The sequence below is a fragment of the Achromobacter deleyi genome, from assembly GCF_016127315.1.
GTDB lineage: Bacteria > Pseudomonadota > Gammaproteobacteria > Burkholderiales > Burkholderiaceae_B > Achromobacter > Achromobacter insuavis_A.
In genome coordinates, this window is record NZ_CP065997.1 from 2,941,021 (window position 1) to 2,955,006 (window position 13,986).

The window sequence follows — 13,986 nt, forward strand, 5'->3', positions numbered from 1 at the left end:
CCGCTTATTGCTGCGCCGACAGGTCCGTGCCGAAGTACTTGACCGAGATGGTCTTGTAGGTGCCGTCGGCCTTGATGTCGGCCAGCGCCTTGTTGATGGCGGCCACCAGTTCGGGGTTGTTCTTGCGCAGCAGCACGCCGGAGTTGCTGAATTCGGCGGCCTTGTCGGTGGCGGCGATCTTGACCTTGGCGTTGGGCTTCTGCTTCTTGAAGTCCAGGAACGACAGGTTGTCGTTGACGGTGGCTTCCACCCGGCCCGAGGTCAGCAGGTCGATGGCTTCGTTGAAGCCCTGCACCGCCACCACTTCCGCGCCATGGCTCTGCGCCAGCTTGCCGAAGTTGCTGGTGAGCGTGTTGGCGGACTTTTTGCCCTTGAGGTCGGCGAACGACTTGATGCTGGTGTTGTCGTCGCGCACGATCAGCACCGCGGCCGACGAGATGTAGGGATCGGAGAAATCGTATTTGGCGCGGCGCGCGTCGGTGATGCCGACCTGGTTGATGACGGCGTCGTAGCGCTTGGCGTCGAGCCCGGCGATCAGGCCGTCCCACTTGCCTTCGACGAACTCGGCCTTGACGCCCAGGCGCTGGGCGATGGCGCGCCCAATGTCGACGTCAAAACCGGTAAGCTGGCCGGATGCATCGTGGAAAGTGAAGGGCGCGTAGGTGCCTTCGGTGCCGATCTTGAACACGCCGGCGGACTTGATCTGGTCCAGCCCCGACTGGGCATGGGCGGCGGACAGGGCGGCGACCTGGACCAGGCCGGCGATGAACAACGAGCGCAAGAGTTTCATGGCAATGCTCCACGGATGAGAGATCACTGCGAAAGGCCCGCGTCAGCCGCGTCGCCTTCCGGTGTAGCCGCACTCTAACAACGCGTCTATTTTTCCACAAAGCATAAGGAATAGTAAAAATATAGCGGCAAGTCATATGCGGCATTCGCGCCCCGGGCCGCCCGGCCCGGGGTTGATCCAGGTGCTATCCAGATGGAGACAGGCGTGCAACAACAATGGAACAGGCGGGCTTTCATGATGGCGGCGGCGGGTGTCGCGGCGTCCGCAGGCGTCATGCCGGCGTATGGCGCCAACGGTTTGCGGCGCGTGCCGGGCGGCGGCAGCATCACCGACGTGGCCGGCCTCAAGGTCGGGCACTACACCGACACGCGGCGGCCGACCGGCTGCACGGTCATCATCGCGGAAGCGGGCGCCACCGGCGGCGTGGACGTGCGCGGCGCGGCGCCGGGCACGCGCGAGACCGACCTGCTCAACCCCGTCAACATGGTGGAAAAAGTGCACGCGGTGATGCTGGCCGGCGGCAGCGCCTTCGGCCTGGAGGCGGCCACCGGCGTCATGCGCTACCTGGAGGAACGCAAGATCGGTTTCGACGTGGGCGTGGCGCACGTGCCGATCGTGCCGGCGGCCATCCTGTTCGACCTGGGCGTGGGCGACGCTTCGATCCGGCCCGATGCCGCGGCCGGCTACCAGGCCTGCAAGTCGGCCAGCGCCAAGCCGCCGCAGGAAGGCAACGTCGGCGCCGGCGCCGGCGCCACGGTCGGCAAGCTGTACGGCGCCAAGCGCGCCATGAAGGGCGGCCTGGGCAGCGCCTCGCTGACCGTGGCCGGCGTCACGGTGGGCGCGATCGTCGCGGTCAACGCGGTGGGCGACGTGGTCGATCCGGCCACCGGCCACGTGTTGGCCGGCGCCCGCACCGCCGACGGCAAGATGCTGCTGGACACGCGCGCGGCGATCCTGGCGGGCGACCTGCCGACCTCGATGCGCGAAGGCGCGGCCACCACCATCGGGCTGGTGGCGACCGACGTCAAGCTGACCAAGGCGCAGGCGCAGAAGATGGCGCAGACCGCGCACGACGGCCTGGCCCGCACCATCAACCCGATCCACACCATGCTCGACGGCGACACCGTGTTCGCGCTGGGCACGGGCGTCTCCAACAAGCCCGCCAACATGATGCTGCTGGGCGTGCTGGCGGCCGAGGCGATGGCGATCGCGGTGCAGCGCGCCATCCTGGCGGCGCGCGCGCTGGAAGGCTACCCGGCGGCGGTCGACTTCATCGCCTGAGCGGCGCTTTCTCCTGAAGAAATGGCGTGCAGGAACGCCATTTGCTGCTTCCCCCCTTGTTCGTGCTGACCCCAAGCTGTCATATCGCGCCGGCATGATGGAAAGCGTCGGCGCACCGCCTGCGCGGGAGGGGACAGCATGTACGAAGGAGAGCGCTTCAACGGGGCCACCCACCTGGCCGGCCTGGCCTTGGCGGTGGCCGCTTCGGGGGCCCTGATCGCCCGGGCCACGGAGTTGAAGGTGGACGCGCGCCAGATCGTCGCCTGCGCCGTGTTCGCGGCGTCCATGATCGCGGTCTATGCCTCGTCGGTGCTGTATCACTGCTCGCGCGGCCGCAGCAAGGCGCGTTGGGCCAAGGCCGACCACTGCGCCATCTATCTATTGATCGCGGGCACCTACACGCCGCTGGCGTTCGTGCCGCCCGAACTGGGGTGGGGCGCCGCCATGGCGGTGGCGATCTGGCTGCTGGCGCTGTACGGCATCGGCCGCGAACTGTGGTGGGCGCGCGGCGCCGCGCCGGCCCTGCCGCTGTACCTGGCGATGGGGTGGCTCGGGGTGATGTGCGCCGCGCCCATCGCCGGCGCGCTGTCGGGCGCGGGGCTGGCGTGGCTGCTGGCCGGGGCCGCGCTCTATACGGTGGGCACGGTGTTCTACGCCAACGACAAGCGCTGGCGCCATGCCCACGGCATCTGGCATCTGTTCGTCATGGGCGGGTCGGCCTGCCACTTCGTCACGGTGTTCGGCTTTTTGCGCCACGCCTGAGCGTCGGCCGTCAGCGCCAGGCCGCCAGCGGCAGCATGCCGCCGCGGTTCTTCACTTTCCGCATGACGATATGCGAACACAGGTCGCGCACCCCGGCGATCTTGCTGAGCTTGTCCTCCACGAACTGCGAGAACGCCGCCAGGTTGCGGGTGCGCACCGTCAGGATGTAGTTGGAGGCGCCCGTGACGATGCTGGCCTCGGTGATCTCGTCATACAGGGCGATGCCGGCCAGGAATTCCTCGTGCCAGCCGGCGCGGGACTGGTCCAGCGACACGTGCACGACGGCTTCCAGCTCGAATCCCAGCCGCTCGGCGTCGAGCACGGCGCGATAGCCCCGGATCAGGCCGCTTTCCTCCAGCGCCCGCACCCGCCGCAAACAGGCCGATGGCGACAGCGCCACCTGCTCGGCCAGGTCCTGGTTGCTGAGCTGGCTGTTCTCCTGCAGGCGGTAGAGGATGCGGTGGTCGATAGCGTCCAGTTGCATGGTGCAATCCAATTCGAAAAAATGGTCTATGACGCAATTTAATGCGAAATTCTAGGGTTAGCCACGCCTTGTTTTGCAACTATTCGGCTCGGGCGCGCTGCTAGTATGTAGCCAGCATATTGCCCGAAGGAGCTGTGAATGCATACCCGTGAAAGCTGTGTCGCCGCCGACCGGCAAGACCCCCTGGCGCCGCTGAAGGCGCGTTTCGACCTGCCGCCCGGTGTGCTCTATATGGACGGCAACTCGCTGGGCGTGATGCCGCGCGCCGCCGCCGCGCGCGCCGCCGAGGTCATCACCCAGGAATGGGGCACGGGCCTGATCCGCAGCTGGAACACCGCCGGCTGGTTCGAGCTGCCGTCGCGGCTGGGCGACAAGCTGGCCGGCCTGCTGGGCGCCAGGGAAGGCGAACTGGTCATCACCGACACCACCTCGCTGAACATCTTCAAAGCCCTGGCGGCCAGCCTGCGCATCCAGCAGAAGCGCCAGCCCGGGCGCCGCGTGATCCTGTCCGAACGCGACAACTTCCCCACCGACCTGTACATGATCCAGGGCATGATCGACCTGCTGCAGCAGGGCTACGAGATGCGCCTGATCGACGACGAACTGCCGCTGGACCGGGCGCTGGACGATGACGTGGCGGTGGTGCTGCTGTCGCACGTCAACTACCGCAGCGGCCAGATGCACGACATGGCCGCGGTCACGCGCCAGGCGCACGAGCGCGGCGCGCTGATCATCTGGGACCTGGCGCACGCCGCCGGCGCGGTGCCGGTTGACCTGAACGGCGCCGACGCCGACTACGCCGTGGGCTGCACCTATAAGTACCTGAACGGCGGCCCCGGCTCGCCGGCCTTCATCTGGGTGGCGCCGCGCCACATTCCCGACTTCTGGCAGCCGCTGTCGGGCTGGTGGGGCCACCAGCGCCCGTTCGACATGACGGTCGCCTACGAGCCGGCCGGCGGCATCCGCCGCTACCTGTGCGGCACCCAGCCGATCGTGTCGCTGGCCATGGTCGAATGCGGCCTGGACGTGGCGCGCGAGGCCGACATGGCCGAGGTGCGCAAGAAGTCGCTGGCGCTGGCCGACCTGTTCATCGCCCTGGTCGAGGAACGCTGCGCCGGCCATCCGCTGACGCTGGTGACGCCGCGCGACCACGCAGAACGCGGCAGCCACGTCAGCCTGCGCCACCCGAACGGCTACGAGGTCATGCAGGCGCTGATCGCGCGCGGCCTGATCGGCGACTACCGCGAACCCGAGGTGCTGCGCTTCGGCCTGACGCCGCTGTACTTCGGTTACGCCGACGTCTGGGACGCGGTCGAGATCCTCAAGGACGTGCTCGACAGCAAGGCCTGGGACAAGCCCGAGTTCAAGCAGCGCTCGGCCGTGACCTGAGCGGCGGCGCACCGGCCCAAGCGACATCCAACAAGAGAGCGCAGTACCGGAGGAGACAATGAAACAACCACAAGGCTTCGGCAGGATCGCCGAGCGGGAGCAGGGGCTCAAGCGCCGCCTGACGTCCGGCCAGATGAGCATGATCGCGATCGGCGGGGCCATCGGCACCGGCCTGTTCCTGGGCAGCAAGTTCGCGATCGGCTTTGCCGGCCCCAGCGTCATCATCAGCTACGCCATCGGCGGGCTGATCACGCTGCTGCTGATGGGCTGCCTGGCCGAGATGACGGTGGCGCATTCCACCTCGGGCTCGTTCGGCGCCTACGCCGAGCACTACATCGGTCCGCTGGCGGGCTTCCTGGTGCGCTACGCGTACTGGTCGTGCGTGGTGCTGGCGGTGGGCACCGAGGTCACCGCGGTGGCCGAGTACATGAAGTTCTGGTTCCCGTCGGTGCCCGGCTGGCAATGGGTCTGCCTGTTCTCGGCGGCGCTGATCTTCATCAACGCCATGAGCGTGAAGGCGTTCGGCACCATCGAGTACTGGTTCTCGACCATCAAGATCAGCGCCATCGTGGCGTTCATCATCCTGGGCGCCTATGTGGTCTGGGGCAACCCGCAGTACGGCGCGGCGCAGTACACGGCGCACGGCGGCTTCTTCCCCAACGGCGTGTGGGGCATGTGGATCGCGGTGGTCATCTCGATCTTCAGCTACCTGAGCGTGGAGATGATCGCGGTGGCGGCGGGCGAGGCCGAGGACCCCGAGCGCGCGGTGAAGAAGGCGTTCCGCGCCACCATCGTGCGGCTGGTGGTGTTCTACCTGCTGACGCTGGCGCTGATCCTGGCCATCGTGCCGTGGGACCAGGCTGGCAAGGGCGGCAGCCCGTTCGTGACGGTGATGGAAGCGGTGCAGGTGCCGTACGCGGCTGGCGTCATCAACTTCATCGTGCTGGTGGCGGCGCTGTCGGCCATGAACAGCCAGCTGTACATCACCACCCGCATGATGTTCAGCCTGTCGCGCGCCGGCCACGCGCCGGCGGCGCTGGGCCGGCTGACGCGCAGCGGCACGCCGCTGAATGCGCTGCTGCTGTCGACCAGCGGCATCGCCATCGCCACCGTGCTGAACGTGCTGTATCCGGAGACCTCGTTCACGCTGATGATGGCGATCTCGATGTTCGGCGCGCTGTTCACCTGGATGATGATCTTCGTCACGCACTACTTCTTCCGCCGCCGCTGGGCGCGTGAAGGCGGCGCGGCGCTGTCGTTCCGCATGCCGGGCTTTCCGCTGCTGACGCTGCTGGGCGCCGGCGCCATGCTGGCGATCCTGGTGACGACCTACTTCACCGGCGTGTTCAAGATGACGCTAGTGTTCGGCGTGCCGTTCCTGCTGGTGCTGGCGGCGCTGTACCTGCTGCTGTTCCGCAAGTCCGCCGCGGCGGTGGTGCTGGAAGCGCGCGAGCAGCGCTCCTAGGGGGGCGCCGTCGGACCCGTCCGCCGTTGCGGCTGGCGGGTTTCGGATGGCGGGGCCTGCGGCGGCGCGTTTCAGCCGGCGCGCGTGTCCACGCACTGGCGGATCGCCGCCAGCATGGCGCGGGCCCGCGCCGGCAGCGAACGCGACGCGTACACGGCGTGCATCTGCGGCGCCACGCCCTGCGCCGAGGTGGCGGTGTAGCCGGGGCACACCTGCACCAGCGTGCCGCGCGCGATCTCCGGCGCCGCCGCCCAGTCGGCCAATCGGGCGATGCCCACGCCCTGCAGCGCCAGCGCCATCAGGCCGCTGCTGGTGCTGACGCGCACCGTCGGCTCGGCATGCATGCGCACGATGCGCTTGTCGCGCCGCAAGTGCCAGTCCTTCAGCACGCGCGGGCCGGTGTGCATGATGAGCCGGTGATGCGCCAGTTCCTCGGGTTCGCGCGGCAGGCCCATGCGCGCCACGTAGTCCGGGCTGGCGCACAGCAGCCGCGCATACGGCCACAGGCGCGCGCCCAGCAGCTCGCTGGACGCCGGGAAACCGCCGCGGATGGCGAAGTCCAATCCCTCGGCGATCGGGTCGATCCCCTTGTCGGTGTAGGTGATGTCCACGGTGACGCCGGGATGCTCGGCCGCGTAGCGGCGCAGCACGGCCGGCAGCAGGGTCACGCCCAGCAGGTCGGGCGCCGAGAAGCGCAGCCGGCCCTGGTCGCCCGACGGGGTGTCGCGCAGCGCCTCGCGCGCCTCGCTTTCCAGGCGCAGCAGGCCGCGCGCCGACTCGAAATAGCTTTCTCCCTGGGGCGTCAGCACCACGCTGCTCTTGCTGCGCAACAGCAGTTGCGCGCCGACCTGGCGTTCCAGCGCCTGCACCGCGCGGGTGACGGCGCTGGGCGAAGCGCCCAGCGCCCGGGCGGCCAGCACGAAGCTCTGGCGTTCGGCGACGGCGCAGAACACCTGGTATTCCCATAGCGCGCCGCGTTCCATGGCGATTCTCCATTGCGATTATCGCAACATGATATTGCAACGCGGAACGGGCGGGCGGGCCTAGACTGCGGCCATTCCCGATTCTCCGCCAGGTTGATCGCCATGTCCGATCCCCATTATTTCGACCCCCTCACTGGCGCGCGCCATGCGCTGGATGAAGCGCGCTGGTGTTCCGACGCCCGCGCTCCATTGATGATCTCGCCGCTGCCGGGCATCTCGCCCGACGACATCGACCGCCGCGAGCGCTCGCTGTGGCGCTACCGCGCCGCGCTGCCGGCGACGATCGAGCGCCCGGTGTCGATGGGCGAGGGCTGCACGCCGATGGTGGAGCGCGGCTGGGGCGGGCTGCGGCCGCATTTCAAGCTGGAATGGTTCAACCCCACCTGCAGCTTCAAGGACCGCGGCGCGGCGGTGATGCTGTCGTGGCTGCGCCAGATCGGCATCGACGCCATCGCCGAGGACAGCTCGGGCAACGGCGGCGCCGCCATCGCGGCGTTCGGCGCGGCGGCCGGCATGGGCGTCACCATCTTCGCGCCGGCCTACACCTCGACCGCCAAGGTGGCGCAGATCCGCGCGTTCGGCGCCGACGTGCAACTGGTGGACGGGCCGCGCGAGAACGCCGAGACCGCGGCGATCGACGCGTCCGACCGGATCTTCTACGCCAGCCACAACTGGCAGCCGTTCTTCCTGCAAGGCACCAAGTCCATCGCCTACGAGATATGGGAGGACTTCGGCTTCGAGGCGCCCGACAACGTGGTGATCCCGGCGGGCGCGGGCAGCAACGTGCTGGGCTGCGCCATCGGTTTCGCCGAGCTGCTGGCGGCCGGACAGATCACGCGCCTGCCGCGCCTGTTCGTGGCCCAGCCGGAGAACTGCTCGCCGGTGGACGCCAGCTTCCACGCCGGCGTCGACACGCTGGTGCCGCGCGACGTGCTGCCGACGGTGGCTGAAGGCACGGCGATCAGGCGGCCGGTGCGCCTGCGCGAAGTGCTGCAGGCGATCCGCGCCAGCGGCGGCCAGACCGTCGCGGTGCCCGAGGCGGACATCGTCGCCGCGGTGCGCAGGCTGGCGCAGATGGGGCTTTACGCCGAACCCACCAGCGCCACCGCCGCGGCGGCGCTGGACCGGCTGCGGTCGCGCGGCGCGATCCGCGCGACCGAGCGCACCGTGGTGCTGCTGACCGGCACCGGCATCAAGGCCACGCAGTTCATGACGGATCTGTATTCGGCGGCGTGATCGGCGCGGCGTCCGCCAGCAGGTGGTCGAGCAGGCGGCGGGCGCGGGCGCTGAGGGTGTCGCGCGACTGCACGCACAGCAGCAATTGGCGCGAGGCCCAGGCGTCGGACAGCGCCACCGGCACCACCTTGAGCAACTGGCGCATGCTGTGCGCGGTGGTCTCGGGCACGATGCCCACGCCGACGCCGGCTTCGACCAGGCGGCACATGGCGTCGAAGCTGCGCAGTTGCACCCGCAGCTTGATGGGCTTGCCGACCACCAGCGCCTGCCGCGCCAGGAAGCGTTGCAGCGCGCTGCTGCGGTCGAGCCCGACGAAGTCCTCGTCCAGCACGTCGCGGAAGGCGACCTCGGCCGTGCCGGCCAGCGCGTGTCCGGCAGGCACGATCAGCACGAAGCGGTCGGCGCGATAGGCGTAGGTCTGCAGGGCGCCGGTATCGACCGTGCCCGCGACGATGCCGATGTCGGCCGAGCCGTCGGCGATGCACTCGACGATCTCGTCGCTCAGCATTTCCTGCAATTCGACGTTGATGCGCGGATGCGCCGCCAGGAACCCGCCCAGCGCCTCGGGCAGGAAGGCGGTCAGCGCATTGGTGTTGGACAGCAGGCGCACCGAGCCGCCGAATTCACCGGAGAAATCGGCCAGGTCGTCGCGCAGACGGTCGGCCTGGGCCAGCATGATGCGGGCATGGGCGGCCAGTTTCAGGCCGGCCGGGGTGGGAATGACGCCCTGGCGGCGGCGCTCCAGCAGCGGCACGCCGAGCGAGGCTTCGAGGTTGCGGATGCGGGCGCTGGCGGCGGCCAGGGCCAGGTTGGCGCGGGCGGCGCCGTGGGTGATGCTGCCCGCCTGCACCACGTGCAGGAACAGCGCCAGGTCGGTCAGGTCGAAACGCATGGCGGCGAGCCTACGCGATGCGCGCAGGCAGCCTATGCGAATCGCGCATTTTCAGCCCGGGACAGGGTCCGTACACTGCGCCGATTCGTGTTCTTGTGATGGTCCGCTCATGCATCTTGTCGCCTCCGGTTTTCCGATTCTACCCGCGCTGATCACCGCGATCACGATCGCGTTGTGGGCCTTTTCGCGCCTGCCGGAATACCTGACGGCGCTGCTGTTCTTCAGCGCCGCGATGATCTTCGCCGCCGCCCCGCGCGAGGTGGTGTTCTCCGGCTTCTCGTCGGCGGCCTTCTGGCTGGTGCTGAGCGGCTACGTGCTGGGCCTGGCGCTGAAATACACCGGCCTGGCCGACCGTATGGCGGGCGCGCTGTCGCGGCGCCTGTCGGGTTCGTATCCGAAGGTGGTGGCCGGCGTGGTGGCGCTGACCTACCTGCTGGCCTTCGTGATGCCGTCGAACATGGGCCGCATCGCGCTGCTGATGCCGATCGTGCTGGCCTATGCCGACCAGATCGGACTGGTCGCGGGGCGGCGCGGGCGCATCGGCCTGGCGCTGGCGGTGGGCTTCGGCACCTTCCAGCTGTCCACCTCGATCCTGCCGGCCAACGTGCCCAACCTGGTGATGGCCGGCAGCATCGAGACCAGCTATGGCCTGCAGCTGGGCTACCTGCCGTACCTGTGGCTGCATGCGCCGGTGCTGGGCATCCTGAAAGGCGCGGTGCTGGTGGCCTGTATCGCCGGGTTGTTCCGCGATACGCCCGAGGCCGCCCCGCCGGCGCCCGCGGCCCGGCCGCTGTCGGCGGCCGAAAAGCGCCTGGCGGTGTTGCTGGGGCTGACGCTGCTGGGCTGGGTGACGGACGGATGGCACGGCGTGTCGCCGGCCTGGATCGGGTTGGCCTCGGCCTGCCTGTGCCTCTTGCCCAAGGTGGGGTTCGTCAGCGGCGAGCAGTTCGGCAAGGAAGTGAACTTCCGCACCGCGATCTACGTCGCGGGCATCCTGGGGCTGGCCGCGATGGTGGCCGATAGCGGCCTGGGCGGCATCATCGGCCGGGCCCTGCTGGCCTGGCTGCCGCTGTCGCCCGAGGCGCCGATGCAGAGCTTCTTTTCGCTGGTGGGATTGTCGGCGGCGTTGAACTTCGTGGTCACGGCCAATGGCGTGCCGGCCCTGTACACGCCGCTGGCCGAGACGCTGGCGCAGGCCTCGGGCTTTCCGTTGATGACGGTGCTGATGGCGCAGGTGGCCGGCTACGCCACCGTCATCATGCCGTACCAGGCCTCGCCCATCGTGGTGGCGATGGGCATGGGCCAGGTGCCGGCGCGCAGCGGCCTGGCGCTGAGCCTGCTGACCGCGCTGGTGTCGTTCGTGGCGCTGGTGCCGCTGGACTACCTGTGGTTCAGGCTCCTGGGAATGCCGGGATCGTGACCAGTTCTTCCTCGGCGGGCAGGGCGTCCGGCGCCGGCGCGAACACGCGCAGGCGGTGGCCGTCGGGGTCGAGCGCCACGAAGGTGCGGCCGAAGTCCATGTTGGTGGGCGCCTGCAGGATCGGCAGGCCGCGCAGGGTCCAGTCGAGGTGGCGCTGGTTGAGCGTGTCGGCGTCGGGCACGGTGAAGGCCAGTTCGGTGCAGCCGCCGCGGCCGGCGGCGGCGGGTTCGACGGTGTGGCGCGACCACAGGCCCAGCATCAGGCCGGAATCGAGCGCGAACAGCGCGAAGGTGGGCGAGCTTTCGACGGGCGGGCGGTTCAGCAGCGCGCTGTAGAACGCCGCGCTGGCCTCGGGCTTGTCGACGTAGAAAATGACGAAGTTCTTGGCGGACATGATGCGCTCCTGGTTGAATGAGCGCCCATCTTAGAGAGGCATGCTGTCAGATTTTGTCAGTAGTCTTCATGCCGATGTCGCACCCGCCGGCGCGGCGGCGGACGCCCCGGATCAGCAGCCGTCGGACTTGGCGGTATTGAGGGCGCGCCATTCCTTGAGCAGCACGTGGCGGCGGCGCGGATAGCGTTGCCCGGGCTCGAGCGTGGCGATGCGGTCGGTGCGGAAATGGCGGAAGTCCTGGCGCAGTTCGCACCAGGCCATGACGATGCGCACGCTGTCGAAGAATCCCAGGGCGAACGGCCAGATGACGCGCTCGGAATCGGCGCCCTTGTCGTCGCGGTAGGTGATGGCGATTTTCTGTTCGCCGCGGATCGCCTGGCGGATCAGGGACAGGTCGACCCGGTCGACCACCGCCCAGCTGCTGGGGCCGACCAGCAGCGGAATGGCGTCCAGTTCGTCGCGCAGTTCCTGCGGCAGCACCGCGCTGATCTTGGCCAGCGCGTTGGCCGCGGCCTGGCCCAGCCGCGCGTCCGAGCGTCCGGCGACCCAGCGGGTGCCCAGCACCAGGGCCTCGATCTCCTCGGTGCTGAACATCAGCGGCGGCAGCATGAAGCCGGGCCGCAGCACGTAGCCGATGCCCGGCTCGCCCTCGATCTCGGCGCCCTGGGCCTGCAGCGTGGCGATGTCGCGGTAAAGCGTGCGCAGGCTGACGCCCAGGTCGGCGGCGAGCCGGTGGCCGCTGACGGGCAGGCGGTGGCAGCGCAGGGTCTGCAGCAGGTCCAGGAGGCGTTCGGTGCGGGACATGGAGGGCGGGCAAGGGCGGGATGGCGTAATGCTGCCACGAAAATGGCAGCAGCTGGAAGCCTCGGCCCACCGCCTTCGACCCCGCCACCCTCAGCCCCGCCGCCCTCAACCCGGCAGCGCCGCCAGCCAGTCGTGCACCCGCCCGGCCAGCGCCAGGCTGTTGCGGTCCATCATCAGCATGTGCGAGTTGCCGTGGATGCCCTGGTCGGGCAGCGACAGCACCGTGACGCTGGCATGGCGCGCCGCGAATTCATGCACCCGCGCCCGCATCCGCGGCCAGCGCGGGTCGGTGTCCATGTGGTCGCCCATCACGATCAGCGTGGGGGTGTCGTAATGGGCATCGGCCCCCAGGTCGGGGATGCTGGCCGGCTCCAGCGCCACCAGCGCCCGCACCCGCCGCGGCAAGGCGTGGGCGGCGCGGATGCCGAACACACCCGCCTGCGAATGGCAGACCACGATGGCCGCGCCGATCCGCTCCAGGAAAGCCTGGTAGGCGCGCAGGATGGCGGCGTCGGTGTGGACCCAGCGCGGCACCATCTGCGCGGCCAGCGCGCCGAAGGCTTCCAGCGGAAATTGCGTGTCCGGGTAGGCGCTGCCGGGGCCGGGCCGGGTGCCCGGTCGGCCGATGCGAAAGCGCGTGTAGCAGTCTTCCTGCGTCTGCACCACCGGCGCCTCGGGCCAGACGTGCGGGGCGGCGCCGGCGCGGCCGCGCTCGACCGCGTCGCACAGGTAGGCGTCCCAGCCGCGCCGCAGAAAATAGTGCAGCCAGCCCTGGCGGCCGTCGGGCGTGGTTTCCCAGGCCGCGCCGGTCATGCCGCCGCCGTGCCAGAACGCCAGTGGCGGCCGGCCGCTGGGCGGCTCCGACAGGAAATACTGGGCGTACATCTGCTCGACGCGGTAGGTGCCGTTGGGATCCAGCGCCACCGGCTGGCCGCCTTCGGCCATGACCAGTTCGCGCCGCGGCAGGCCGCCGAGCGCCAGGTCGCGGCCGCCGACGTGGAAGGCGCCCATGTCGCGCAGGCGGATCGGCGCCAGCGCCGGGCCGTCGTCCGGGGAAGCGGCCATCATTCGGCCTTGATGTGGTTGGTCTCGATGACCTGTTTCCACTTGGCCGTCTCGGTGGTGACGAAGCGGCCCAGGTCGGCGCGCGAGCCGGCGGCGGTCTCGACGCCCAGTTCGCGCATCTTGGCCGCCACCTCGGGGGCCTGCAGCGCTTGCGCGAAGGCGTCGTGCAGCGTGTCCAGCACCGCGGTCGGGGTGCCCGCCGGGGCCATCACGCCGAACCAGGGCGTGATCAGGAAGTCGGGCACGCCGGCCTCGGCGAAGGTCGGCACGTCCGGGATCGCCGGGGCGCGCGCGGCGCTGGCCACCGCCAGGGCGCGCAGCTTGCCGGCGCGGATGTTGGCCAGCGAGGCCGGCAGGTTGTCGAAGTACATGTCGACCTGGCCGCCGAGCAGGTCGGCCGCCACCTGGCCGGCGCCCTTGTACGGGATGTGGGCCAGGTCGATGCCGGCGCGCTGCTTGAGCAGTTCGGTCGCCAGGTGCGCCGAGCCGCCGACGCCGGACGACGCGGAATTGAGCTTGCCCGGATTGGCGCGGGCATACGCCAGCAGCGCCGGCAGCGTGTCGGCCGGCACCTTGGGGTTGACCACCAGCACGCTCGGCACGGTGCCGATCATGGCGACGGGGGCGAAGTCCTTGACGATGTCGTAGGGCGCCGGCTGGTACAGCGACGGCGCCACGGTGCAGCCGAACGCGCACATCAGCAGCGTCTGGCCGTCGGGCGCGGCCCGCGCCACGGCCTGCGCGCCGATGTTGCCGCCGGCGCCGGCGCGGTTCTCGACGATCAGCGGCTGGCCGAGCCGCTTGGAAAGGTTGTCGCTGAGCAGGCGCGCCAGGATGTCGGGCGTGCCGCCGGCGGGGAAGGGCACCACCAGCGTGATCGGGCGGCTGGGGAAATCGGCGGCCTGCGCGGCCAGCGGCAGGCAGGCGGCCAGCGCCAGCATGGCACGGCCGGCCCAGCGGGCCAGCACGGGGCGGATGCGCCGCGGCGCGGGAAGGTGGCGGGTGGGGCCCATGGTTGTCT

14 protein-coding genes are annotated in these 13,986 nt (G+C 69.8%); 6 read left to right on the top strand and 8 right to left on the bottom strand.

The genetic code is table 11. The annotated features are described in order from the left end of the window. Positions 1-4: 4 nt before the first annotated feature. Positions 5-790 carry an amino acid ABC transporter substrate-binding protein gene (locus I6I07_RS13210; protein WP_198486987.1) on the bottom strand — a complete coding sequence of 262 codons (786 nt, stop codon included), beginning with the start codon at positions 788-790 and terminating at the stop codon, positions 5-7. Positions 791-982: 192 nt separating this feature from the next. Between I6I07_RS13210 and I6I07_RS13215 the strand changes: the two genes are divergently transcribed. Together I6I07_RS13215 and trhA are read left to right on the top strand one after the other, a co-directional pair. Next, positions 983-2,071 carry a P1 family peptidase gene (locus tag I6I07_RS13215; protein WP_192579544.1) on the top strand — a complete coding sequence of 363 codons (1,089 nt, stop codon included), beginning with the start codon at positions 983-985 and terminating at the stop codon, positions 2,069-2,071. Positions 2,072-2,209: 138 nt separating this feature from the next. Further along, positions 2,210-2,833: a PAQR family membrane homeostasis protein TrhA gene (gene trhA / locus I6I07_RS13220; protein ID WP_198486988.1), complete on the top strand. Its 624-nt coding sequence runs from the start codon at positions 2,210-2,212 to the stop codon at positions 2,831-2,833. Between the two features lie 10 nt (positions 2,834-2,843). On the opposite strand, the gene I6I07_RS13225 is transcribed toward trhA, so the two are convergent. After that, positions 2,844-3,317, bottom strand: coding sequence for an Lrp/AsnC family transcriptional regulator (locus I6I07_RS13225; RefSeq protein WP_006390995.1), 474 nt, complete (start codon positions 3,315-3,317; stop codon positions 2,844-2,846). A gap of 138 nt (positions 3,318-3,455) precedes the next feature. On the opposite strand from I6I07_RS13225, the gene kynU reads away from it, so the two are divergent. Next, positions 3,456-4,706, top strand: coding sequence for a kynureninase (gene kynU, locus I6I07_RS13230; RefSeq protein WP_198486989.1), 1,251 nt, complete (start codon positions 3,456-3,458; stop codon positions 4,704-4,706). Positions 4,707-4,764: 58 nt separating this feature from the next. Further along, complete coding sequence (locus I6I07_RS13235) at positions 4,765-6,171, top strand: amino acid permease (protein WP_006390993.1); 1,407 nt, start codon at positions 4,765-4,767, stop codon at positions 6,169-6,171. Positions 6,172-6,242: 71 nt separating this feature from the next. On the opposite strand, the gene I6I07_RS13240 is transcribed toward I6I07_RS13235, so the two are convergent. After that, entirely contained in the window at positions 6,243-7,154 is a 912-nt protein-coding gene (locus I6I07_RS13240) for a LysR family transcriptional regulator (RefSeq protein ID WP_198486990.1), read from the bottom strand. Positions 7,155-7,256: 102 nt separating this feature from the next. Here I6I07_RS13240 and I6I07_RS13245 point away from each other — a divergent pair, with 102 nt between their 5' ends. Next, positions 7,257-8,390, top strand: coding sequence for a threonine synthase (locus tag I6I07_RS13245; protein WP_198486991.1), 1,134 nt, complete (start codon positions 7,257-7,259; stop codon positions 8,388-8,390). On the opposite strand, the gene I6I07_RS13250 is transcribed toward I6I07_RS13245, so the two are convergent. Continuing rightward, positions 8,362-9,282, bottom strand: a complete 921-nt coding sequence (locus I6I07_RS13250; protein WP_198486992.1) for a LysR substrate-binding domain-containing protein — start codon at positions 9,280-9,282, stop codon at positions 8,362-8,364. The two genes, I6I07_RS13245 and I6I07_RS13250, sit on opposite strands and share 29 nt — an antisense overlap. Before the next feature lie 109 nt (positions 9,283-9,391). Here I6I07_RS13250 and I6I07_RS13255 point away from each other — a divergent pair, with 109 nt between their 5' ends. Further along, positions 9,392-10,702 (top strand): SLC13 family permease, encoded by a 1,311-nt coding sequence (locus I6I07_RS13255; RefSeq protein WP_198486993.1) that lies wholly within the window; start codon positions 9,392-9,394, stop codon positions 10,700-10,702. Here I6I07_RS13255 and I6I07_RS13260 read toward each other — a convergent pair. The 4 genes from I6I07_RS13260 to I6I07_RS13275 form a co-directional block, all read right to left on the bottom strand. Then, positions 10,674-11,096 carry a VOC family protein gene (locus I6I07_RS13260; protein WP_061073543.1) on the bottom strand — a complete coding sequence of 141 codons (423 nt, stop codon included), beginning with the start codon at positions 11,094-11,096 and terminating at the stop codon, positions 10,674-10,676. The two genes, I6I07_RS13255 and I6I07_RS13260, sit on opposite strands and share 29 nt — an antisense overlap. 111 nt (positions 11,097-11,207) lie before the next feature. Continuing rightward, positions 11,208-11,900, bottom strand: a complete 693-nt coding sequence (locus tag I6I07_RS13265) for a helix-turn-helix transcriptional regulator (RefSeq protein WP_054428629.1) — start codon at positions 11,898-11,900, stop codon at positions 11,208-11,210. Positions 11,901-12,005: 105 nt separating this feature from the next. Further along, a complete protein-coding gene (locus I6I07_RS13270; protein WP_198486994.1) occupies positions 12,006-12,968 on the bottom strand; it encodes a hypothetical protein in 963 nt (320 codons plus the stop codon). Beyond that, positions 12,965-13,978 carry a tripartite tricarboxylate transporter substrate binding protein gene (locus I6I07_RS13275; protein ID WP_198486995.1) on the bottom strand — a complete coding sequence of 338 codons (1,014 nt, stop codon included), beginning with the start codon at positions 13,976-13,978 and terminating at the stop codon, positions 12,965-12,967. The genes I6I07_RS13270 and I6I07_RS13275 overlap by 4 nt, the downstream gene beginning before the upstream one ends. Positions 13,979-13,986 lie beyond the last annotated feature (8 nt).

Bases quoted from the DNA above. Each gene is read 5' to 3' on its own strand.
- I6I07_RS13210 (WP_198486987.1), bottom strand. From the start codon at position 790: ATGAAACTCTTGCGCTCGTTGTTCATCGCCGGCCTGGTCCAGGTCGCC.
- I6I07_RS13215 (WP_192579544.1), top strand. From the start codon at position 983: ATGGAGACAGGCGTGCAACAACAATGGAACAGGCGGGCTTTCATGATG.
- trhA (WP_198486988.1), top strand. From the start codon at position 2,210: ATGTACGAAGGAGAGCGCTTCAACGGGGCCACCCACCTGGCCGGCCTG.
- I6I07_RS13225 (WP_006390995.1), bottom strand. From the start codon at position 3,317: ATGCAACTGGACGCTATCGACCACCGCATCCTCTACCGCCTGCAGGAG.
- kynU (WP_198486989.1), top strand. From the start codon at position 3,456: ATGCATACCCGTGAAAGCTGTGTCGCCGCCGACCGGCAAGACCCCCTG.
- I6I07_RS13235 (WP_006390993.1), top strand. From the start codon at position 4,765: ATGAAACAACCACAAGGCTTCGGCAGGATCGCCGAGCGGGAGCAGGGG.
- I6I07_RS13240 (WP_198486990.1), bottom strand. From the start codon at position 7,154: ATGGAACGCGGCGCGCTATGGGAATACCAGGTGTTCTGCGCCGTCGCC.
- I6I07_RS13245 (WP_198486991.1), top strand. From the start codon at position 7,257: ATGTCCGATCCCCATTATTTCGACCCCCTCACTGGCGCGCGCCATGCG.
- I6I07_RS13250 (WP_198486992.1), bottom strand. From the start codon at position 9,282: ATGCGTTTCGACCTGACCGACCTGGCGCTGTTCCTGCACGTGGTGCAG.
- I6I07_RS13255 (WP_198486993.1), top strand. From the start codon at position 9,392: ATGCATCTTGTCGCCTCCGGTTTTCCGATTCTACCCGCGCTGATCACC.
- I6I07_RS13260 (WP_061073543.1), bottom strand. From the start codon at position 11,096: ATGTCCGCCAAGAACTTCGTCATTTTCTACGTCGACAAGCCCGAGGCC.
- I6I07_RS13265 (WP_054428629.1), bottom strand. From the start codon at position 11,900: ATGTCCCGCACCGAACGCCTCCTGGACCTGCTGCAGACCCTGCGCTGC.
- I6I07_RS13270 (WP_198486994.1), bottom strand. From the start codon at position 12,968: ATGATGGCCGCTTCCCCGGACGACGGCCCGGCGCTGGCGCCGATCCGC.
- I6I07_RS13275 (WP_198486995.1), bottom strand. From the start codon at position 13,978: ATGGGCCCCACCCGCCACCTTCCCGCGCCGCGGCGCATCCGCCCCGTG.